The sequence below is a fragment of the Streptomyces sp. CY-1 genome (assembly GCF_047218265.1).
In the GTDB taxonomy this organism is placed as follows: Bacteria; Actinomycetota; Actinomycetes; order Streptomycetales; family Streptomycetaceae; genus Streptomyces; species Streptomyces niphimycinicus.
Map to the genome: position 1 here is coordinate 2,317,465 of NZ_CP178393.1, position 22,095 is coordinate 2,339,559.

At 71.6% G+C, this 22,095-nt stretch carries 15 protein-coding genes and 2 pseudogenes; 8 read left to right on the plus strand and 9 right to left on the minus strand.

What is annotated here, in order from left to right; all coding sequences use genetic code 11:
* Positions 1 to 3 precede the first annotated feature (3 nt).
* Genes ACK1X7_RS09680 through ACK1X7_RS09690 form a run of 3 tightly spaced genes read right to left on the minus strand, consistent with a single transcriptional unit; the run spans position 4 to position 2,773 of the window.
* Positions 4 to 453, minus strand: coding sequence for a RidA family protein (locus ACK1X7_RS09680; RefSeq protein ID WP_361504096.1), 450 nt, complete (start codon positions 451 to 453; stop codon positions 4 to 6).
* Entirely contained in the window at positions 450 to 1,289 is an 840-nt protein-coding gene (locus tag ACK1X7_RS09685) for a 2-keto-4-pentenoate hydratase (protein WP_385140266.1), read from the minus strand. The genes ACK1X7_RS09680 and ACK1X7_RS09685 overlap by 4 nt, the downstream gene beginning before the upstream one ends.
* Complete coding sequence (locus ACK1X7_RS09690) at positions 1,289 to 2,773, minus strand: 2-hydroxymuconic semialdehyde dehydrogenase (protein ID WP_413114955.1); 1,485 nt, start codon at positions 2,771 to 2,773, stop codon at positions 1,289 to 1,291. The genes ACK1X7_RS09685 and ACK1X7_RS09690 overlap by 1 nt, the downstream gene beginning before the upstream one ends.
* 148 nt (positions 2,774 to 2,921) lie before the next feature.
* On the opposite strand from ACK1X7_RS09690, the gene ACK1X7_RS09695 reads away from it, so the two are divergent.
* Positions 2,922 to 3,863, plus strand: coding sequence for a LysR substrate-binding domain-containing protein (locus ACK1X7_RS09695; RefSeq protein ID WP_361504104.1), 942 nt, complete (start codon positions 2,922 to 2,924; stop codon positions 3,861 to 3,863).
* Between the two features lie 355 nt (positions 3,864 to 4,218).
* Here ACK1X7_RS09695 and ACK1X7_RS09700 read toward each other — a convergent pair whose 3' ends face one another.
* A complete protein-coding gene (locus ACK1X7_RS09700) occupies positions 4,219 to 4,452 on the minus strand; it encodes a hypothetical protein (protein ID WP_390792497.1) in 234 nt (77 codons plus the stop codon).
* On the opposite strand from ACK1X7_RS09700, the gene ACK1X7_RS09705 reads away from it, so the two are divergent.
* The 3 genes and pseudogenes from ACK1X7_RS09705 to ACK1X7_RS09715 all read left to right on the plus strand — a co-directional run bounded on the left by ACK1X7_RS09705 (position 4,451) and on the right by ACK1X7_RS09715 (position 7,662).
* Positions 4,451 to 5,383: a sensor histidine kinase gene (locus ACK1X7_RS09705; RefSeq protein ID WP_413114956.1), complete on the plus strand. Its 933-nt coding sequence runs from the start codon at positions 4,451 to 4,453 to the stop codon at positions 5,381 to 5,383. The two genes, ACK1X7_RS09700 and ACK1X7_RS09705, sit on opposite strands and share 2 nt — an antisense overlap.
* Before the next feature lie 104 nt (positions 5,384 to 5,487).
* Positions 5,488 to 5,856 (plus strand): annotated as a pseudogene (locus ACK1X7_RS09710) (hypothetical protein); the annotation flags it as partial.
* A 51-nt stretch (positions 5,857 to 5,907) separates the two neighbouring features.
* Positions 5,908 to 7,662, plus strand: coding sequence for an ABC transporter permease (locus ACK1X7_RS09715; RefSeq protein WP_413114957.1), 1,755 nt, complete (start codon positions 5,908 to 5,910; stop codon positions 7,660 to 7,662).
* Between the two features lie 106 nt (positions 7,663 to 7,768).
* Here ACK1X7_RS09715 and ACK1X7_RS09720 read toward each other — a convergent pair whose 3' ends face one another.
* Together ACK1X7_RS09720 and ACK1X7_RS09725 are read right to left on the minus strand one after the other, a co-directional pair.
* Complete coding sequence (locus ACK1X7_RS09720; protein WP_398160657.1) at positions 7,769 to 9,181, minus strand: M1 family metallopeptidase; 1,413 nt, start codon at positions 9,179 to 9,181, stop codon at positions 7,769 to 7,771.
* Complete coding sequence (locus ACK1X7_RS09725) at positions 9,178 to 13,146, minus strand: Pls/PosA family non-ribosomal peptide synthetase (protein WP_413114958.1); 3,969 nt, start codon at positions 13,144 to 13,146, stop codon at positions 9,178 to 9,180. Before ACK1X7_RS09725 ends, ACK1X7_RS09720 begins: the two co-directional genes overlap by 4 nt.
* Before the next feature lie 555 nt (positions 13,147 to 13,701).
* Here ACK1X7_RS09725 and ACK1X7_RS09730 point away from each other — a divergent pair.
* A pseudogene (locus ACK1X7_RS09730) lies at positions 13,702 to 14,703 on the plus strand (MBL fold metallo-hydrolase); the annotation flags it as partial.
* A gap of 46 nt (positions 14,704 to 14,749) precedes the next feature.
* Here the strand turns inward: ACK1X7_RS09730 and ACK1X7_RS09735 are convergent.
* Positions 14,750 to 15,028: a metal-sensitive transcriptional regulator gene (locus tag ACK1X7_RS09735; protein ID WP_385140287.1), complete on the minus strand. Its 279-nt coding sequence runs from the start codon at positions 15,026 to 15,028 to the stop codon at positions 14,750 to 14,752.
* Between the two features lie 76 nt (positions 15,029 to 15,104).
* Here ACK1X7_RS09735 and ACK1X7_RS09740 point away from each other — a divergent pair, with 76 nt between their 5' ends.
* A complete protein-coding gene (locus ACK1X7_RS09740) occupies positions 15,105 to 15,671 on the plus strand; it encodes a rhodanese-like domain-containing protein (protein WP_385140290.1) in 567 nt (188 codons plus the stop codon).
* A 115-nt stretch (positions 15,672 to 15,786) separates the two neighbouring features.
* Here ACK1X7_RS09740 and ACK1X7_RS09745 read toward each other — a convergent pair whose 3' ends face one another.
* Positions 15,787 to 18,030, minus strand: coding sequence for an MMPL family transporter (locus ACK1X7_RS09745; protein WP_413114959.1), 2,244 nt, complete (start codon positions 18,028 to 18,030; stop codon positions 15,787 to 15,789).
* Positions 18,031 to 18,313: 283 nt separating this feature from the next.
* Between ACK1X7_RS09745 and ACK1X7_RS09750 the strand changes: the two genes are divergently transcribed.
* On the plus strand, positions 18,314 to 19,075 hold the full coding sequence (locus ACK1X7_RS09750) for a TetR/AcrR family transcriptional regulator (RefSeq protein ID WP_385140296.1): 762 nt from the start codon (positions 18,314 to 18,316) through the stop codon (positions 19,073 to 19,075).
* Positions 19,076 to 19,133: 58 nt separating this feature from the next.
* On the opposite strand, the gene ACK1X7_RS09755 is transcribed toward ACK1X7_RS09750, so the two are convergent.
* Positions 19,134 to 19,907 (minus strand): SDR family oxidoreductase, encoded by a 774-nt coding sequence (locus tag ACK1X7_RS09755; RefSeq protein WP_413114960.1) that lies wholly within the window; start codon positions 19,905 to 19,907, stop codon positions 19,134 to 19,136.
* A gap of 648 nt (positions 19,908 to 20,555) precedes the next feature.
* Between ACK1X7_RS09755 and ACK1X7_RS09760 the strand changes: the two genes are divergently transcribed.
* Positions 20,556 to 22,034: a sugar transferase gene (locus tag ACK1X7_RS09760; protein ID WP_413114961.1), complete on the plus strand. Its 1,479-nt coding sequence runs from the start codon at positions 20,556 to 20,558 to the stop codon at positions 22,032 to 22,034.
* Positions 22,035 to 22,095 lie beyond the last annotated feature (61 nt).

Below are 22,095 nucleotides of genomic sequence, written 5' to 3' on the forward strand. Positions count from 1 at the left end.
GTGTCAGCCTTCCGTGCGGATGCGGGGCAGGTACGCCACGCAGGAGATCTCGATGAGGAGGTGGGGGTGGGGAAGCTGGTGGACGGCCACGGTGGTGCGGGTGGGGCCGTTCTCGTCGAAGAACTCGGCGTAGACGTCGTTGTAGCCGCCGAAGTCGTTCATGTTGACGAGGTACGTGGTCACGCTGACCACGTCGGCGAGGCTTCCGCCGGCGGCTTCGAGGAGGTCGCCGATGTTCTCGATGACCGCGCGGGTCTGGGCGGCGATGTCCAGTCGGGTGGTGCCGAGTTCATCGACCTGGACGCCGACGAAGGTGTTGTCCGGGCGGCGTGAGCTGGTTCCGGAGACATAGACGAAGTCTCCGGCGCGGCGCATATGCGGGAAGCGTCCGCGGGGGCGGGCCTTGCCGTTCACGGTGATGGCGCCGGTGGACACGGTGTGCTGCTCGCTCATCGGCCCCGCTCCCCCTCGGTGATGATGTCGACGGATCCCAGCCGCCCCGCGTTCACCCTCACCTGACGGCCGGGTTCCAGGGGCACGGCGGCGGTGGCGGCTCCGGCGAGCACGACCCAGCCCTTCTCCAGCACGAGCCCGGCGTCCGCGGCGAGCCGGGCGGCGGCGGTGACCGAGCGCAGCGGGTGGCCCAGGATGGCGGCGGAACTGCCGGTCTCGACGGCGCGTCCGTCGACCTCGAGTGCCATGCCGAGGTCGGCGAGCCCGGTCACGGGGTCGAAGGAGCGCACCTCGCGCCAGGGTCCGACGCCGAAGCCCGAGGAGGAGGAATTGTCCGCGACGACGTCCGGCAGGGAGAAGCGGAACCCCTCGTAGCGGGAGTCGATGATCTCGTACGCGGGCGCCACGGCCGTGACGGCGGCGGCAGCCTCCTCGTCGGAGATGTGGCCGGTGACCGGCCTGCCGAGCAGGAAGGCGATCTCCGGCTCGATGCGCGGGTGGACGAACCGGTCCAGACGGACGGTGGCGCCGTCGATGAAGCGCATGGCGTCGGTGAGCCGGCCCCAGATCAGATCGTCCACACCCATCTGGCGCATCTTGGCCTCGCTGGTGAAACCGAGCTTGACGCCGGCCATGCGCTCGCCGCGGGCCAGCCGCCGCTCGACCAGGGCGCGCTGCACGGCGTACCCGGCCTCGACGTCGAGGTCGGCCGTGTCGGTCAGGCGGGGGACGGCGCGCGCCCGCAGAGCCGCGTCGTCAAGGGTGCGCGCCAGGGTGGCCACGTCCGGTGTCACGGTGCTCATCGGCTCGGCGGTTCCTGTGTTCTCGGCGGTCATCAGAGCTTCACACACACATTCACGGGCTCGGAGAAGAAGTCGAGGGAGTGCTCGCCGCCCTCGCGGCCGATGCCGGACGCCTTGACACCGCCGAAGGGAGTCCGGAGGTCACGCAGGTTCCAGCAGTTCACCCAGACGACTCCGGAGTGCAGGCGGGGCGCCACGCGGTGGGCGCGGGAGAGCGAGGTCGTCCATACGGTGGCGGCGAGCCCGTAGGGGCTGTCGTTGGCCAGGCGTACGGCCTCGGCCTCGTCGTCGAAGGGTGCGATGTGGCAGACGGGGCCGAAGATCTCCTCGCGGACGACGCGAGCGTCCTGGCCGAGGCCGGTGAGCACGGTGGGCTCCACGAAGAAGCCGCCGTCGCGTTCGTCGCCGAAGACCGGCACGCCGCCGCCGGCGTGGATCTTCGCGCCCTCCTCCTTGGCGAGACGGAAGTAGCCGAGGACCTTGTCCCGGTGGAGCGCGGAGACCAGCGGGCCCATCTGGGTGTCGTCCTGGTAGGGCAGGCCCAGGCGCAGCTCGCGGGCGCGCTCGGCGACCGCCTGGACGAAGTCGTCGTAGATGCCACGTTCGACATAGACCCGCTCGGTGCACAGGCAGACCTGGCCGGCGTTGGTGAAGGACGAGCGGACCGTCCCCTCGACGGCGGCCTCGAAGTCCGCGTCGGCGAAGACGATCCCGGCGTTCTTTCCGCCGAGTTCGAAGGAGACGGGGGCGAGGCGTTCGGCGGTGGCCCGCATGATGGCGGTACCGGTGGCGGACTCGCCGGTGAAGGCGACCGCGTCCACGTCGGAGTGGGCGGTCAGGAAGGCGCCCGCGCTGTTCTCGCCGAAACCGTGGACCAGGTTGAAGGCGCCCGACGGGACGTCGGCCTCGTCCATGACCTCGGCCAGCAGGGTGGCGGTGGAGGGGGTGAGTTCGGAGGGCTTGGCGACGACCGCGTTGCCCGCCGCGAGCGCGGGGGCGACCTTCCACGTCAGCAGCAGCAGCGGAAGGTTCCACGGCGAGACCACGGCGACCACGCCGAGGGGGCGGCGCACCGTGTAGTTCAGGGCGCCCGCGCCGTCCGGGGTCGGCGTGGCGAACGACCGCTCGGCGCGGCCCCAGGCCAGGTCGGCGTACGCGCGGAAGTTGGCGATACCGCGGGGGATGTCGACGCCGCGGGCGAGTGCGGCGGGCTTGCCGGTGTCGGCGACCTCGGCGGCGACGAACTCCTCGAAACGGGCCTGCATGCCGTCGGCGATACGACGCAGCACCGCGCACCGCTCCTCGGCCGTGGTGTCGCCCCACGGACCGGCGAGAGCCTGACGTGCGGCACGGACAGCGCGGTCGACCGTGAGGGAATCGGCCTCCGGGACGGAGCCGATCTCTGTTCCGTCGGCCGGTGACACGAGCGGGAAGCGGGCTCCCGAGTCGTCGAACCGTCCGCCGACATAGTGCGCGGGCCCCCGCCCCTGCCGGGGTGCGGGCTGTACGTCGTTCATGTGCCGATGACCTCCAAGCGTTCGCCGTCGGCTGTGCCTCCGGTGAACAGAGCATTGCGGGAACGCGGCATGCCTGGATAATGCCTATTCGGTTCGGAGCCATGTCCGACCGACATAGCTGCTGGTGACGAAGGCGAGGAAGACATCCATGCGGCCCGACGACCTGCTCAAGGGAAAGCTGAAGCTGCGCCACCTCGTCATGCTCACCGCGATCGACGACCAGGGGAGCCTGATGCGCGCCGCGGAGCAACTGCATGTGACGCAGCCCGTGCTCACCCGTGGCCTGCGCGAGCTGGAGTCGCTGCTGGGGGTGGAGCTCTTCGAACGGGGCCCGCGCGGCATGACGCCGACGCCGCATGGACGCGCGTTCCTCGACCACGCCCGGACCGTGGTCGCCGAGCTGCGCCAGGCCGGGCGGCATATGACCGAACTGTCCGCCGGTACGGCGGGCACGGTGACCATCGGCACCCACCTGGCCGGGGCCAATGTGCTGCTTCCCCGGGCCATCGCCGCGCTCAAGGCGGAGCGTCCCCGCCTGACGGTGGTCGTCCGGGAGGCCACGCCCGACCTGCTGACCCAGGATCTGCTGGCCGGGCGGCTGGACTTCACCCTGGGCAGGCTGGTGCCGACGGAAGAGTCCCGGCTGCGGCAGCACACGCTCTACCAGGAACCGATCCGGCTGGTCACCGGCGTCGGCCACCCGGTGCTGTCCCATGGCGCACCGGCTCTGGAGGACCTGCTGGACTACCCATGGGTGGTGCCGGTGACCCAGACGGCGTTGCGTCACGAACTGGAGGACGCCCTGTGGCGGCGAGGGCTGTCGCTGCCCGAGAACAGGGTGGAGTGCACCTCGATCCTGACCCTGCGCACCTTGCTGCGGGAGACCCATATGGTGGCCGCGCTGCCACAGCTCGTCGCACAGGAGGACGACCAACTGGCGCTTCTGCCCACCGCGCTGGAGATGGTAGGCCAGACGGTCGGGGTGACCGTACCCGTCGGCCGAGTCCCCACGTCGACCGCCCGGTTCGCCCTGCACCACCTGCGGACGGCCGCGGCCCGGATCCGGGAGTCGCTGGACACGGCGGTGTGAGGCAACCCGGATCGCCCCCCGACCGGTTCCTTGAGTACCACTCACCGTTTCGGGACGGTCGATCATCGCCGCCCGGGAGGAGCTTTTCCCATGACGTCTCCGCATGGCCGACGCCGACGCAGCCGACGACGAACAGCGCTGGTGATGGCGCCGCTGCTGGCCATAAGCCTGGCCGGGGTCGCCGCGCCGGCCATCGCCGCCCTGGGTGACGCCGACGCCCCGGCCGACCGTCGGGTACCGGGTGGATTCACCGAGTCGAAGATCACCCACGCCTTCGGGACGATGTGGCCGGGTCGTTGGGGAGACGGCCGGTGTTGCGGTGGCCGCCCTGTGCCTGTGGGCGGTCGCCCTGCGGCTATGGGAGCTGCCGCACGCCACGTTCCAGCTCTCCGTGATCCCGGTCGCCATCGCGATCTTCCCACTGCGGCGGCGTCGGCCCGACGCCGCGCTCCTGGTCCTCGCCGTCCTGGCCGGGGCGGCGCCCGTCGTCGGCCCGGTGACGGCGGCCGCCGCCGTACACGGTGGCGATCGGTACGGTACGTCCGCGCCATCGGGTCCGGCTGCTGGGCGGCGCGAGTCTGCTGATCATGGCGTCCGCGACCGCGACCGGTCCCTCACTCGGCACCGGCCGGGCCGCCGCATACGGCTTGGAGCTCGGGCTGGTCCTGGCGGTGACCGCCGTGGTCGTACCCGGCCTGGTCGGGACGGTGTACGGGCAGCAGGCCCGGCTGCTGCGGGCGCTGCGCGAACGCGGGGACGCGGCCGAGCGAGCCCGCCGGTCCGCGGACAGCGAGGCCCGCACCCACGAGCGGTCCAGGATCGCCGCGGAGATGCACGACCTGGTGGGCCACCGGCTCAGTCTCATCTCGCTGCATGCCGGCGCCCTGGAACTCGCCCTCGGCGAGGCCGACTCCGAGCTGCGCGAGGAGGCCGTCCTGGTCCGGGGCGCCACCCGGGACGCGATGCGCGAACTGCGTCAGGCGCTCGGGGTTCTCGGTCCGCTCGGCCGGGACACCGGTCCTGACGCGTTCACCGACGCCACCGGCACCCGGGCCGATGTCGAGGCGCTGGTCGCGGGGTCGTGCGACGGCGGGATCGCCGTGCGGCTGGAATGGCGCGGCCCCGACCTCGACATGCGCCCGGCGCAGGTGCGGCGCGCGGTGCACCGGGTGGTGCGGGAGTCCCTGACGAATGTGCACCGGTACGCGGCGGCCTCCCATGTCACCGTGCGGGTCGAGCACGACGACCGGACGGTGGGCGTGACGGTCCGCAACGGCGCGTCCCCCCTCCCGGCCACGGCGCCGCGCGAGGCCGGGACCGGGCGCGGCCTGCCGGGCCTGCGCGAACGGGTCGAGCTGCTCGGCGGCACCTTCGAGGCGGACGCGACCTGGCCTCCGGACCAACCTGGCCTCCGGACGCGACCGCCCGCCGGGCCATGCCGTATCCACGCCGCCCGGCCGCCGGTGGCGTTCCCGCTCCGTTCCTCCCCCAAGGCAGAGGTCTCCCGGCCGGGTCCCTGACCTTTGGCAGAGAAAGGCCGGCGGAAGCCGACCCTTCGACCGAGACCAACTCCCGCCTCCAGCACGATGTTTCCGCAGTTCAGGGCCGTGAGGATGGATACGTCCACCGGCTCGCGGAACTCCTCGCGGGCCGTCGTACCCCCGGCGGAGTTTCCATGTCACACGCCTTCCCTTCCTCCAGCGCAACCCTGGCCCGCGCCCTGGCCTCCCGGCCGGAGATCGTCTTCGCCGACGAGCCGACCGGCAACCTCGACTCCCGTTCCGGTGCGGAGGTGTTGGGCTTCCTGGGCGACTCGGTGCGGGAACTGGGCCAGACCGTGGTGATGGTGACCCACGACCCCTTGGCCGCCTCCTACGCGGACCGGGTGGTCTTCCTGGCCGACGGCCGGCTTGTGGACGAGCTGGACGCCCCGACCGCCGATTCCGTACTCGCCCGGATGCTCGCGTTCGAGGCCCAGGGCCGCGTTTCCTGACCGAACCCGTCAGCCCGCCGTCGTCCTTCTCTCCCCCGTCGAAAGCTCACCATGCTGCGAACAGCCCTGCGCAACGTCCTTGCGCACAAGGCCCGTCTGATCATGACCGTGCTCGCGGTCTGCCTCGGCGTCGCGTTCATCACCGGCTCCCTGGTCTTCGCCGACTCCACCACCGCCGCCTACCGCGCCGCCATGTCCCGGGACTTCGCGGACATCGCCGTCAGAGTGATGCCGAAGGACCCTCCGGGTGCCTCCCTCAACGAGCAGTCCAGTGCGTTGGACGACACTCTGGTAAGCAAGCTGTCCACCGTCCCCGGCGTCGCCTCCGTCCGCCCGGCCGCGGAGGGTTCGGTCACCCCGTCCGCCAAGGACGGCACACCGATGCGGGCCGACAGCATGCAGGGCAAGTTCGGTGACTCCTACATTCCGGGTGCCGACGGCAAGGACAGCCGCTACCCACTGACGGCCGGCCGCGCCCCCCGCAACAGCGGCGAGGTGGCGCTGGACCGCGGCACCGCGGCCGCCGGCGGCTACGTACTCGGCGACACCGTCACCCTCGCCAAGGACGGACCGGTTCTCAAGAAGCGCCTGGTGGGCCTGGTGTCCTCCAACGACAGCCAGGTGAAGGCCGGTGGCAACCTGGCCGTGCTCGACAAGGCCACCGCCCAGAAGCTGTTCGCCGCCCCGGGGCACTACAACCGGATCGACCTGACCGCCAAGCCGGGCACCAGCCAGTTCGAACTCGCCGACCGGATCACCGCCGTCCTGCCCGCCGACCGCGCCGAGGCCACCACCGGTAGCGCCCAGGCCGAGCAGCAGTCCGTCTACATCGGCGGAAGGACCCACAGCTACGAGCGGTTGCCCCTGATCTTCGCCGCCGTCTCGCTGTTCATCCAGCGCGTCACCGACGTGCCCGGTGTGCGGACCACTTCCGCCGTGGCGGACTCCGTCATCAGTGCCGGCGCCTACGCCAAGGACATCTCCGGGGTCGCCCCGAAGAGCGTGGACGACGTGATGAAGCTCCACTTCCTCAGCGGTTCCGCCAAGGACCTCGGCCCCGGCAGGGTCGCCGTCTCCCAGAGCTTCGCCCACGACCACGGCGTCACCACGGGCGAGTGGATCAAGGCGAGCATCGGCCCCGGAACCGGCGACCGCGACCGGCCGTACACCGTCGTCGGCGTCTACCAGGACAACCCCACCGCCCAGGACGTCCTCGGCAGTCGCGCCGATGTGCAGAAGGACAGCTACCTGCCCCACTCCGTGCAGCGCGTCCTGGTCCGCACCACCGACGGCGCGGTGTCCAAGGACCTGGAGAAGCACCTGCGCGCCGCCGTGAGCGACAGCCCGCTGCTCAAGGTCCAGGACCGCGACCAGCTCGTCCAGGAACAGGCCGGCGTGGCCGGCGAGTTGATGACCATGATGTACGGGCTGCTCGCCATCGGCGTACTGATCTCCGCCCTCGGCATGATCAACACCCTCGCCATGTCGATCTCGGAACGCACCCGTGAGATCGGTGTCCTGCGCGCCATCGGCATGGACCGCTCCGGCATCAGCCGCATGATCCGCCTGGAGGCCGTCTGCGTCGCCGCCTTCGGCACCCTGCTCGGACTGGCCGGCGGGCTGTTCGGATCGTGGAAGGTCAGCGGCCTGATGAACGGCGCGATCCCGCAGTACTCCTTCTCACCGCCCTGGCCCACCCTGGCCCTCGTGGTCCTGCTCTCCCTCGCCGTCGGCGCGGTCGCCGCCGCCCTGCCCGCCCGCCGTGCCGCCGCCCTCAGCCCCCTACGAGCCGTCGCCGACGCCTAGCACCAGGTCATCCCCGTCATCCCCGTCATCGACTTTCGCTCCGCGTAAGCCGCTCCCGCCCCGCCGGGAGCGGCCCGCGGCCGTAGTCCATGCCGTCTGGGGCCGATCACCTGGGGCCGGGGAGTTCCGGCAGGCGCGGGGTGTGGAGCCAGGCGGTGAACAGTGCGTCGAGAGGCTGTGTGGCGCGGCGGCGGGCGAGAGCGGTGAACTCCTCGGTGGTGACGGTGGCGTGGCGGTACGTGGCCGTCCATTCCCGCAGCAGCGCGAAGAACGTGTCGTCGCCGAGGACCGTACGGAGCGCGTGCAGTGTCAGTGCGCCCCGCTGGTAGACCCGGTCGTCGAACATCCGCGGCATGCCCGGGTCCGCGACCAGCAGGTCCTGCGGCTGATCCGCCAGCCTGGCCCTGGTGCGGGCCGCGATGACGGCGGCGGGGACGCTGCCGGAGGCTTCCGACCACAGCCACTCGGCATACTTGGCGAAGCCCTCGTTCAGCCAGATGTGGCGCCAGTCGGCGACGCTCAGACTGTTGCCGAACCACTGGTGGGCCAGCTCATGGGCGACCAGCCGCTCACAGCCGCGCTGCCCGTCGACATGGTTGGCGCCGAAGATGGCGAGGGTCTGGGCCTCGACCGGCACCTCCAGTTCGTCGTCCGTCACCACCACGGCGTACTCGTCGAACGGATACGGGCCGAAGCGGTCCTCGAAGGCGGCCATCATCCGGGGCTGGCGGGCGAAGTCGTGGTCGAAGCGGTCGCGCAGCCGCGGCGGTACCGCCGCCCGCTGGAGCACCGGGCTCACGGCCGCGTCGGTCAGCTCGACCAAGTCGTAAAGGCCGATCTGGACGGTGGCGAGATAGCTGGACATCGGCGCCGGATGCTCGTACACCCAGGTCGTGGTGGAGGCGCTGACCGTGCACGAGTCCAGGGTCCCGGGGGCGATCACCGTGTACGGCGACGGCGCGGTCACCTCGATCCGGTACGACGCCTTGTCGGCCGGGTGGTCGTTGCACGGGAACCAGGACGGCGCGCCGATCGGCTGGCCCGCCACCAGCGCCCCGTCCTCCAACTGCTCCCAGCCCAGGTCACCCCAGTGCCGGGTCTTCACCGGCCGGGGCACCCCGACGTACCGCACCTCCACGGTGAACGGCGCCCCGGCGGGCAGCGGGCGCGCCGGGCGGATGCGCAGCTTGTCCGCCCGGTGGGTGTAGCGGGCCGCGCGGGCCCCGTCGACCAGCACCCCGTCGACCCGGAACGCGCCGAGGTCGAGGCTGAACCCGGACAGCGGCTCGCCGGCGGCGCCCGGCTCGGCGACCTGCTCGGCGACCGGTTCGGCGACCGCCGAGATCCGCGCGCGGCCCGAGAGCCGGCCGGTGTTCGGACGGTAGGTCAGCTCCAGGTCGTAATGGGTCACCCGGTAGCCGCCGTTGCCGTGCCCGGGCAGATACGAGTCACCGGACCGGTCCGCCCCCGCCACGCCGCCGGGCGCGGCCTGCGCCCGGCCGCTCTTGCCCCTGCTCACTTCGCCGTACCCTCCGTCTTCCGCATGTCCCGCGCCTTCTCCGGCTTCCACGCCGCGATCGGGTTGCCGAGCCACGACGTGCCCGCGGGCAGCGTCTCGCCACGCATCACCAGCGACGCCGGACCCACCGTGGCACACGCGCCGACCGTGGCGCCCGGCAGCACGATGCCGTGCGGGCCCAGGGTGGCGCCCTCCTCCAGCACCACCTGGTCCATGCGCATGATCCGGTCGTGGAAGAGATGGGTCTGCACCACACATCCCCGGTTCACGCTGGCGCCCGAGCCGATCCGTACCAGATCGGCCTCCGGCAGCCAGTACGTCTCGCACCACACCCCGCGCCCGATGCGCGCGCCGAGCCCCCGCAGCCACCAGTTCATCAGCGGGGTACCGGAGATGGCCCCGACCAGCCAGGGGACGGCCAGCACCTCCACGAAGGTGTCCGCCAGCTCGTTGCGCCATACGAACGAGCTCCACAGCGGGCGTTCGGCCGCCCGGAACCGGCCCATCAGCAGCCACTTGGCCAGCACCGCCACGGCGCAGGCGACCAGACCGCCCGCGAGGAGCAGCACCCCGCCGGCCGCCATGGCCGCGGCGAATCCCCACCGTGCGGCGAGGGTCCCGAAGGCGGCCAGCACCAGCACCGCGAGCGCCGCGCCGCCCATCACGGGGACGATCCGGCACAGCTCGACCGCGCCGCGGGCCCACTTCAGCCGCCGCGCCGGACGGTAGGTACGGCTCTGGTCGCCCTCCTCGGCCGCCCGCGGCAGCTTCATCGGCGGCATCCCGAGCCATGAGCTGCCCGCCTTGGCACCCCTGGGCGCGGCGGACAGCACACCGACCAGACCGCGCTTGGGCACCGAACTGCCGCCCACGGCCATCCCCGAGTTGCCGAGGAACGCCATCTTGCCGACCCGCGACTCCGCGATCCGCAGCTTGCCGCCGCCCAGTTCGTAGGAGGCGACCATGGTGTCGTCGGCGAGGAACGCGCCGTCGCCGACGGTGGTCATCGACGGCAGGGCCAGCACGGTGGACGCCTCGACCCCGCGCCCGACCTTCATGCCGAGCGCCCGCAGCCACACCGGGGTGAACAGGCTGGCGTACAGCGGGAACAGATGCACCCGCGCCATGTCCATCAACCGCTCGGTGGCCCATGCCTGCCAGGCGATCCGGCCGTGGACGGGATGGTGACCCGCGCGCAGGCCGAGGCCGAGCATCCGCACCCCGGCCAGGACGAACAGCGCATAGCACACCATTCCGGTCACCGTCGCGAGCGGCACGGCGGCCAGCGCGTGGAGCAGCGCCGTGCCCGCGTCGCGGGTGCCCCGCACGAACAGCGTGATGACGGCGAGCGCGGGCAGCAGCGCCAGTGCGGGCAACAGGCTCAGCCCCAGCGAGGTGAGCCCGTACACAAACGCCCAGCGGCGGGTGCGGACCGGCCGGCCCTCGGGCCGGCGGTGCGCCGCCTTGCCGGACTTGGCCGCCGGCACGCCCGCCCAGCGGCGCCCCGCGGGCACCGCACCGGTCACCCCGGACCCCGGGGCGATCTCGGCGCGCTTGCCGATCCGGGCGCCGGGGAAGAGCGTGCTGCGGGCGCCGACCGTGGCGCCCGCGCCGATCCGGATCCGGCCGATCCGCAAGCAGTCGCCGTCCAGCCAGTGGCCGGACAGATCGACCTCGGGCTCGACCGCGCTGCCCTTGCCGAGCTTGAGCATCCCGGTCACCGGCGGCAGCGCGTGCAGATCGACATCGTCGCCGACGCGCACGCCCAGCGCCCTGGCGTAGTGGGTGAGCCAACTGCCGGACAGGCCGGTGGCACCGCTCAGTTCGGCCAGCCGCTCGGCCGTCCACAGCCGCAGATGGACGCCGCCGCCGCGCGGGTACGTCCCCGGCTTCAGACCGCGCAGCAGCAGCCGCGCACCACCCGCGGCGATCGCGATCCGGCCGGGCGGCGAGACGCAGAACAGCCAGCCGAGCAGGATCCACCACCAGGAGACGGTGGGCGCGTAAGGGGCGGCACCGACGAGGTTCAGCGCATTGAAGACCGCGGCCGCGGCCACGCCCCAGCGCAGCCCGGCGACCGTCAGCAGCGGCAGCATCAGCAGCGTCTGCGCGACACCGGTACGCCTGGTCGCGGGCCGTACGGTGCGCGGTGCCGTCGTCTCGCCGCCCGACTCCTCCAGCGTCCGGGCGAGCGCGCCAAGCCGCGGGTTCTGGTAGATGTCGCTGACCGATCCGCTGGGGTAGCGGTCCCGGATCCGCGAGACGAGCTGGGCGGCGGCGAGGCTGCCACCGCCGGCCGCGAAGAAGTCGGCGTCCGGCCGGCCCGCCGGGGTGCCCAGCACCTCGCCCCACAGCTCGGCGAGCCAGCTCTCGGTCTCGGTCAGCTCGTCCGCCGGAGCGTCCGTGCCGATGCCCGGCAGCGGCCAGGGCAGCGCCGCCCGGTCCACCTTGCCGGAGGTACGGGTGGGCAGTGTGCCGACCACCGCGAGCAGCGGCACCAGCGCGGCGGGCAGCGCCTGCCGCAGCCGCTCCAGCGCGTCCGCCTGGTCGAAGCCGGTACCGGTGTCCTCGGGCACGACATAGCCGACCAGCAACTGGTGGCCAGCCTTGGTCGTCCGCACTGCGGCCGCGGCGCCCGCCACGCCCGGCAGCCCCTGGAGCGCGGAGTCCACCTCGCCCAGCTCGATCCGGCGGCCGCCCAGCTTGATCTGTTCGTCGGCTCGGCCGACGAACAGCAGCCCCTCCTCCTCGGCGCGCACCAGGTCACCGCTGCGGTACGCCCGCGGCCAGCCCATCGACGGCAGCGGGGCGTACTTCTCGGCGTCCTTCGCCGGGTCGAGATACCGGGCCAGCCCGACCCCGCCGATCACCAGCTCGCCGACCTCGCCCATGGGCACGGCCTCGCCCCGGGCGTTCACGACCGCCAGCTCCCAGCCGGCGAGCGGCAGCCCGATCCGCACCGGGCCCTCGCCGGTCAGTTGCGCGGCGCACGCGACGACAGTGGCCTCGGTCGGACCGTAGGTGTTCCACACCTCGCGGCCCTCGACCGCCATCCGCTCGGCCAGTTCCGGCGGGCACGCCTCGCCGCCGAAGATCAGCAGCCGTACGTCGTCCAGCGCCTCCACCGGCCACAGCGCCGCCAGCGTGGGGACCGTGGAGACCACGGTGATCTCCTGCTCGACCAGCCAGGGGCCGAGGTCGACGCCCGTGCGCACCAGCGACCGGGGCGCCGGCACCAGGCAGGCGCCGCTGCGCCAGGCGAGCCACATCTCTTCGCAGGACGCGTCGAAGGCCACCGACAGCCCGGCCAGCACCCGGTCGCCCGGCCCCATGGGCTCATCGGCCAGGAACAGCCCGGCCTCGGCGTCCACGAACGCGGCCGCGCTGCGGTGGGTGACGGCGACGCCCTTGGGCTTGCCGGTCGATCCGGAGGTGAAGATGATCCACGCGTCGTCGCCGGGCCCCGGGCGGCCGGGGACGCCGTGCGGCTCGGCGCGCACCGTCATCTCGAGCCCGTCGCCGAGGACCACGCTCACCGCGGCCTCGGAGAAGACCAGCTCGGCCCGCTCGTCCGGGTCCTCCGCGTCCACCGGCACATAGGCCGCGCCGGCGGCCAGCACGGCGAGGATCCCGACGTACAGATCGGCGGTCCCGGACGGGACTCGGATGCCCACCCGGTCACCGACGCCGAGGCCCGCCTCGACCAGCCGCAGCCGTACCCTCTCCACCTCGGCGAGGAGCGCACGGTAGCTGAGTGCCGCCGTACCGTCGTCGACGGCGGGCGCGTTCGGGTGGCGCCGGGCCGTCTCCCCGAGGACGTCCATGAGGGTGCGCTCGGCGTGGGCGCCGTGTCCGGGGAAGAGGGCGGGCGGTGCCGCGGGCCCCTCCTCGCCGGGCGCGAGCAGCGGGTCGATCAGTGCTCGGGGCTCGTCGATCAGTGCTTGGGACTCGTCTATTACGGCCATCCGGCCTCTCCGCAGTCGGTGAACCGAATGTTCGGCGACACCGCCCGGTCGACCCGGACCATCGGCCTCTGCCATCCGGCTCCACACTGAGCCGGGTCCCGAACACCCGCTCGCGGCTGATGGTTTCCGCGAGGGCGACCACTCGGCTCGGCCGTCCAGCGGCCGGCTCGAATCGCGGGCACCGGTGGCCGGACGGACATGTTCCGCCCCCTCCGGTCGAACCGACGCCCGCATACGCCGAACAGGCAGTTTACCCAGCGTTAACCGGAGCCGCTCGTCTTCCGGGGCGTCGGTGGTCCGGGCCCGTGGCCGCGCGGCAGGGTGGCGCGCCGCCGCCAATCGCCGCCGTCCCTGTTGTATCGCGCCTGATGGGAGGCGGATTCTCCGGCCTCGCTCACGGCCCGGCGGCGCCATCCGACGGGCGCCGGACCCTGTGGTCGGTCTCACAGCGGCCGTAGGCGCTTTCCGCCCGAATAAATACCCCCAGGGGTACCTCTGTTAGAGTGCGGAGCAGATACCCCCGGGGGTAAATCCTTACGGAGAGGAGTCATACCCGTGTTGTTCGTCGACACCCTGGAGTTCGAGGGCCTGGGCAACCGCAGCTATCTGGCCGGCGGTCCGAGTGCCGCGGTCGTCGTGGATCCGCCGCGCGACGTGGATCAGGTGGTGGCCGCCGCGGCCCGGCGGGGGGGTGCGGATCGCGTATGTGGCGGAGACGCATGTGCACAACGACTACGTCACCGGCGGCCTGGAACTGGCCCGGCTGGCCGGCGCCCGCTACCTGGTCCCGGCCGCCGCGGAGGTCTCCTACGCCCGCACTCCCGTCACCGACGGTGACACGATGGACGTGGACGGGCACCTGACGCTGCGGGCGATCGCCACTCCCGGCCGCACCCCGCACCACACCTCCTACCTGCTGACGGAGGACGGCCGGGGGGGTGGCGGTCTTCACCGGCGGCTCGCTGCTGATCGGCTCGGTGGGCCGCCCGGACCTGGTGGCACCCCGGCTGACCGAGCACCTGGCGCGCGACCAGCACGCCTCCGTCCACCGGCTCGCCGATGAACTCGACGACGAGGTGCCCGTGCTGCCGACGCACGGGGTCGGCAGCTTCTGCTCGTCCGCCCAGGCGGAGGGGGGACGCCACCACGATCGGCGAGGAGCGCGCGAACAACGACGCGTTCACCCTGGACGTGGACACCTTCGTCGCCCGCACACTGGCCGGGCTGGAGGACGTGCCCGCCTATTACACGCATATGGGCCCGGCCAACGCCGCCGGTCCCGCACCCGTGGACCTCACCCCGCCCGAGCCCGCCGACGCCGCACAGATCGCCGGGCGGCTGGCGGCGGGTGAATGGGTGGTGGACCTGCGCAGCCGGGTCGCCTTCGCCGAGGGCCATGTGGCCGGCACCTTCAACTTCGAGGGCGCGGGCAAGCTCGCCACCTACCTGGCGTGGCTGATCCCCTGGGGCAAGCCCGTCACCCTCCTCGCCGAGACCCCCGGGCAGATCGCTGCCGCCCAGCGGGAACTGGTCCGGGTCGGCCTCGACCGCCCCGCCGGACGCCCTGATATGACCCACACCTCAGGCAAGCACGACCCACACCTCAGGCGAGGGAGAGAAACAGCTTCTCCAGCCGCGCCCGCATCTGCTGCCGGTCCGCGGTCGGCTGCCCGCCCTCGGCCACGCAGTGCTGGAGACCCGTCGCGATGATCGCGAACCCCGCCCTGTCCAGCGCCCGGGACACCGCCGCCAGTTGCGTGATCACGTCCTCGCAGTCCCGGCCGTCCTCGATCATCTTGATGATCCCGGCGATCTGCCCCTGAGCCCGTCGCAGCCGGTTGAGCACACCTTTCAGCTCGTCGGCCGCCATCTCCAGCTCCACACTGCCTCCTGCTATCGATACCCCCGCAGGTATTCTAGTCCGTTCGGCACAGCTACCGAGAAGGAACGTCCGCCCCATGCACACCGCAACCGCCCTCCACCCCGCCCAGGCCGCCGAGGAACTGCACCACTACACCGTCATCGACGTCCGCACCCCCGGCGAATACGCCTCCGGCCGCCTCCCCGGCGCCCACAACATCCCCCTCGACCACCTCGACATCGCCCTGCCCGCCCTCAAGGCCGCAGCCGTCCGCGGCCCGCTGCTGATGGTCTGCGCCTCCGGCAACCGCTCCACCACCGCCTGCGAACGGCTCGCCGCCGCCGGTATCCCCGCCGCCACCCTCACCGGCGGCACCACGGCCTGGATCCAGCACGGCCACCCCGTCCACCGCGACGGCACCACCAAGGCCGCCTGGCCCATGGAACGTCAGGTCCGCCTCGCCGCCGGCTCCCTCGTCGTCACCGGCCTCGCCCTGGGCACCCGCTACCGCCCCGCCCGCTGGCTGTCCGCCGCCATCGGCGGCGGCCTGGTCTTCTCCGCACTCACCGACACCTGCGGCATGGCCATGCTGCTTGCCAAACTGCCCCACAACCGGCCCCGCACCACCGACCTCGACGCCACCCTCGACACGATCAGCCGCTAGCACCACCCCGGACCGTGGCCACGGGACACGACGCACTCGCGGTCCGCTACGGGCGCCCTCCCCCGTAGCGGACATGAGCGAGTGGCTGTGCCCACGGATCCGATACAGGCCCTGGTCAGACCCTGGCCGAGTCCTCGGTGCGGGTCGGAGCCGCTGCCACGGGTCCGGGTGCGGATGTCGGCTCGGGGCCGCCTTCGCCGAGGCCGTACCGCATATGGAGCTCGCGCAGGAAGCCGGGCGCGTACCAGGCCGTCTTCCCGAGCAGACGCATCGCGGCGGGGACGAGGACACCGCGGACGGCGATGGCGTCGAGGAGGACGGCCAGTCCGCTGCCGAGACCGAACATCTGCATGAAGCTGATCTTGGCGGTGCCGAAGGCGAAGAAGCTCACCGCGAGCAGGAAGGCAGCCGCGCTGACGATGCGTCCGGTGTGGCCCAGACCGTTGACCACGGCGGTCTCGTTGTCGGCCCCGTGGTCGTGCAGCTCCTTGATCCGGCTGGTGACGAAGACCTCGTAGTCCATCGAGAGGCCGAAGGCGATGCAGAACATCAGCACCGTCATCGACACCTCCATCGGCTGCGCGGTGAAGCCGAGCGGTGAGGAGAGGTGGCCGTCCTGGAAGATCCAGGTCATCACGCCGAGGGTGGCGCCCAGGCTGATCAGGTTGAGGAGCAGTGCGCGCAGCGGCTGCACGATGCTGCCGGTGAACAGGAAGAGCAGCAGGAACGTGGTGAGGACGACCAGGGCCACGGCCACGGGGAGCTTGTCGGCGATGGAATCCTTGGCGTCGACGAGCACCGCGTCCGTTCCCCCGACCAGGGGGTGGGTCCCGGGGGGCGGGGTGACCGAGCGCACCTGCTCGACCAGACTCTGGGCCGCGTCCGACTTCGGTGTCAGGCCGCTCACCACGCTGATCCGCTGTGCGGTGGGCCTGCCGAAGGCGGAGTTGGCCGGGCCGGTCGCCGCGGACTGTCCCTTGGTGTAGGTCCCCGTACTGGTCTCGACCCGCTCGACGCCCTCGAGCCTGGACAGTTGGCCCGCGTACGACGCCAGCGGGGCCTTGTCCACGGCCTGGTCGATGGCGATGTGGAGGGCAGAGTCGTCACTGCCGCCGAACTTTGTCCGAAGGACCTGTGAGACCTGGCGGCTCTCGGCGTCCTCGGGCAGCACGCGCTCGTCCGGCGTACCGAAGGTGATGTTCAGCAGGGGACTCGCCACAAACAGCAGCACGGCGAGGACGGGCAGTGCGGTGAGCGCGGGCCGCCGCATGACGGCGCGCGCCAGTCGTCCCCACAGAGGCACCTGGTGGGCACCGGCGCGCCGCGACTTCACCCACGGCAGCCGCCCGCTGTTGACCCGGTGCCCCAGCACCTTCAGCAGGGCCGGCATCACGAACAGGGTGCTCAGGGCGGCGATGGCGACGACACCGACTCCGGCGAAGCCGAACGAGCGCAGGAAGTACTGCGGGAACACGAGGAGTGCCGCCAGGGCCGCCGCGACGGTGGCGGCGGAGAAGGCGACGGTGCGGCCCGCGGTGTGCACCGTCCGCCGGACGGCGTCGTCCACGCTCACCCCGGCCGCGAGCTGCTCCCGGAAGCGGCTGACCATCAAAAGGGCGTAGTCGATGCCCAGTCCGAGGCCCAGGGCGGTGGTGAGGTTGGTCGCGGTGTCGGCGACATCGGTGACGCTGCCGAGCAGGAAGAGCTGGGCGAACGAGCCCATGACCGCGATGACCGCGATGGCCAGCGGCAGCAGGGCCGCGACCACACTGCCGAAGACGAACAGGAGCAGTACAAGGGTCAGCGGTATCGCGATCGCCTCGGCGAGGACCAGATCGTCGACCACCTGCTTCGACAGCCCGGCACCTACGGCGGCGCCTCCTCCGGCCTGGACGGTGAGGCTGTCCTCGTAGGTGCCGGTGTAGGCGTCCAGGATCTTCTGGGCGTTGTCCCGCTGCTCCGTGCTGTCGCCCGTCACATGGGCGAGCACCATGGCTTCGCGGCCGTCCTTGGAACGGAGGTCGGGGCTGTTCGTCTCCCAGTACGAGACGACGTTGCTGAGCTCCTTCTCCTGCTTGAGGTCGGCCACCAGGGCCCGGCCACTCTCGCGGGAGGCGGGGGTGTCGACGCGCCCCTTGGCGGAGCGGACCAGCAGGACCAGGTTCGTCTCTCCGCCGAACTTGTCGTCGATGACTTCCGCCGCTCGGGTGGACGGGGAGGCGGGGTCGTCGAAGCCGCCGCCCTTCAGCTTGTCGAAGGCACCCGCACCTACCGCGCTCATAAGAGCCACGGCCACAACGGCGACAATGAGCACCAGCCGGGACCGGCGAATCGCCAGCTCGGCCATACGTTCGAACACGGAGGATCTCCTTCAGTGCGTTCTGCGAAATAGGCGAGGGGCGTCGGCCGGGCAGGAGCCAGGCAGGAGCCGACGCAATGCGTCACAGAGCCCCTTCACCCCGTCAGAGGGGGTGCGGTGCCGCGCTCTTCGTCGCCGAGCACGACGCTAGTGAGACCGTCGCCGTTTGAGCAGTAGGAGATTTACCTGACACCTGTGAGGAAATTCGGGCCGCCATGTTCGGCGTCTCAACGTGGCGCCGCATTCCGATACCTCGTCGGAGGGGCCGTCGTAGGATCGCCGCATGTCCGCTGACCCGTATACGACGGCTGTGCCATCCCTGCGCCAGCGGCGCCGGGCCGTCGCCACCCAGGAGATCGTGGAGGCCGCCGAGCGCTACATCGCCGAACACGGGCCGCACGCCCTGTCCCTGAGGGGCGTCGCCCGCAACCTGGGCATGACGGTCCAGGGGCTCTACCACTACTTTCCCAACCGGGACGCCCTCCTCACCATGCTCGTCACCAAGGCGTACCGGGACCTGGCAGACGCCGTGACGGCAGCCGTCGACACAGCGGCGGACGAATCGGCCGAGGTGCGGTTCATGGCCGCCACCGAGGGCTATCGCCGATGGGCCATCACCCACGTCGAGCGATTTCAGTTGCTCTACGGAGCGCCGCTGCCTCGTTACGCGGCGCCCCACGACGGCCCGACCACGCAGGCGATGCGCCGGATGTGCGAGATATTCCAGTACGAGATGTTCGACGGGTTCACCACGGCACAACTGGCCGCGGCCGACACCCGGGGGCTCTCGCCGGCTCTTGAGGCACATCTGGAACCCCTGTTTCCGCACGGCCCGGAAACCCTGCCGCCCCCGGCGACCGCGCTCCTGCTCGGCGCATGGGGCCATCTGCACGGCATGGTCGTCCTGGAGGTGTTCGGACACACCTCCTTCATCGGCGAGCACCAGGCCGAGATCTTCCGCATGGCGATGCGGGCCCTGCTCGAGGACATTCACCGCCGGATCCCGGCACAGCCCGAGCGACCGATGACCCCCGCCACCGCCTGACCGGCCACCGCATCGTGTCCCGGCGGAAGGCCGCGCCGAGGGCGCCCACCCGCCGTTCTCAGCCGAGCTCAGTGGGAACCACTGTCAGCTCGGCGATGTCGACCCGGCCCGGTACCGCCACCGAGAACGTGATGGCATCGGCCACGTGTTCCGCGGTGATGGTCGTGATGGCCGACCGCATCTCGTCCAGCCCGACCCGAGTGGCCTCGTGCGTCATGTCGGAGCCGAGCTCGGTGACGGCGAAGGCCGGGTCGACGGACCGCACCCGTACGCCGCGAGGGCCGAGAGAGGCACGCAGGTTGCGGGTGAGCTGGGTGACCGCCGCCTTGGTCGCGCCATAGACCGGGTAGTCGGCGAAAATCACTTCCGCCGCGGTCGAGCCGAGGTTCACCAGGTCCGCGACCCGTCCGGCCTCGGCCGCGGCGAGCAGGTCCGCGATGAAGACCCGGCCGGTCGCCGGCAGACCGCGAAGGTTCACATCGATCATCTGGTCCCACTCGGCCGTATCCGCCTCGTCGAACGGCGCTCCGAGCATCACCCCCGCGTTGGCGACGACCAGATCGGGACGGCCCAGGGTGGCACGGATCGTCGACGCGGCGGCGGTCAGCGCGGCGGGGCCGGCGACATCGACCGCGACCGGGAGGACTTCGGCGGAGTGTTCCGCCCGCAGGGTCGCGGCGAGGTCGTCCAGCAGCCCGGATCGCCGGCCGAGCAGAGCGACCGCCGCACCCGCAGCGGCGAAACGGTGTGCGATCGCGGCGCCGATCCCGGCGCTGGCGCCGGTGATCACCGCGAGGCAGTAGTACTCCGGAAGCGACGCGCAGCACCTCACATCACTCCGCGGCGGTAACTCATCGCACCGCCATCGACGTAGAGGAGTGCACACAGAGGCTGGATGTGTGGACAGACGCCTCGGGGTTGCCCGGTGCCGGCAGCCCGGAGAACTCCCGTCATCACAGGCCACAAGGCCCGTTTTCGGCGCCAAGACCCCGCGGGCAGTCACCGTTCGGTGGATCCGGCTTCAAACTTTGAGCACAAATTGCACACAACTCTTCTTCAGACAGGCCCTCATGTTCTAGATTGACCCGTGCTTCACATGTTGGACACGAGCGACAAATAATGATCTACAACTCCGGCGCTACGGGCGGCCAGCAGGCGCGTCCCGGGTGCCGGACGTGGGGTTGGTCAGTTCTCGGGAGCCCGAGAGGGGCGGCCTTGGGTGTGGGGAGCACCCGAGGTTTCGACGGGTTCCCACGCACCTCCAGCGTCTGGCAAGACATGCGAGTCCGCACCCGTCCGGGTGGGGTCTCGGGTGTCCACGTAGCGCTGCGCTATCCGGGATGTCACTCACGGGGGCGGGGGCCTCCCGCGAGGAGGAACGCCTCCCGAGGGGAGGAACAGTGCGGGAGGGGGGGCCTCCCGAGGGGGAGGAACAGTGTTAGGCGAACACGTCGAACCACTGGGGACCTGGGGGGGTTCTGTGCGGCGAGGGGGATTAGTCAGCCCGTTTTCGTCAGTGCGCGGGCGTCTGGCGAACGGGGCAGTCAGCCGGCCCGCGAGCAACTGGGAGCAGCGGTACCGCCGTACCGTGATCACCAGCGATACCGTGGCCACCGCCTTCGTGGTGGCGGCAATCGGCAACTTCTTCGGGGCCCGGGACGCGGCCAACTGGCACGAGAAGTGGGGAATTCTCGCCTTCGGCACCGAGCTGCTGGTGCTGGGGGCGCTTGCGGTGAGCCGGTCATGGGCTCCGGCCGTGCTCGGCCAGGGCGCCGAGGAATTCCGCCGGCTCGGCCGCTCACTGTTCACGGCGACCGTCGTCCTGGCGCTCGGCGGGATCGCTCTGACCTCGCGCAACATCAAGCTCTGGATCTTCGTCGCGATCCCCGCGATCGCGCTGATCACCATGACCGCGCGGTATGTGCTCCGCCTCTGGCTGCACAAACAGCGCAAGGAAGGACGGTGTCTGAGACCGGTACTCGCTGCCGGGAGCCCGGCCACCGTGCGCGATCTGATCACCCGGACCCGCAAGTTCCCGCACCTCGGCTGGCGGGTGGAGGCGGTGTGCACGACGGACGGTCGCGGGCCCGACAGTGACCACCTGGACGGAGTGCGGGTCGTCGGCCGGCTGACGGACGTCGCCAAGCACGTCCGCCACGACGGCTACCGTGTCGTCGCGGTCACACCGGATCCGCACTGGTCACCGGACCGGTTGCAGCGGCTGGCCTGGAATCTCGAGGGCAGCGATGCCGAGATGGTCGTGGCCCCCGTGCTGATGGAGGTGGCCGGGCCGCGGCTGCACGTCGACGCGGTGCTCGGAATCCCGCTGCTGCGGGTCAGCATGCCCACCTTCACCGGGGGCCGCCGGGCGATCAAGGGGGTTGTCGACCGGGTGGGCGCGGCGGTCCTGCTGGTGCTGTTCGCGCCGCTGATGGCGCTCGTCGGACTGCTTGTGCTGGTGGACAGTCGGGGTGGGGCGTTCTACCGCCAGCGCAGAGTCGGCAAGGACGGCCGCGAGTTCACCATTCTCAAGTTCCGCACCATGGTCGCCGGGGCCCACGGGGCACGTGCGGAGCTGGCCGACCGCGACGAGGGCGCGGGTCTGCTGTTCAAGGTCCGCCGGGATCCGCGGGTGACCCGGGTGGGAGCGGTGCTGCGCCGGTACTCGCTCGATGAGCTTCCGCAGCTCTTCAACGTGCTCACCGGATCGATGTCGCTCGTCGGCCCGCGGCCTCCGCTGCCGGAGGAGTCCGCCGCGTACGGCCCGGACATCCGGCGGCGGCTGCTGGTCAAGCCCGGGCTCACCGGTCTGTGGCAGATCAGCGGGCGCAGCGACCTGCCGTGGGAGGAGGCGGTCCGCCTCGACCTGCGGTACGTGGAGGACTGGTCGCTGGCCCTGGACACAGTGATCTTGTGGAAGACGCTGCGTGCGGTGCTGCACGGGCAGGGGGCCTATTGATGCGCGCAGGTCGACCGACCGGCGCGCGGACCGCAGGCCGCGAGGGCCTGCCTGGGGGGAG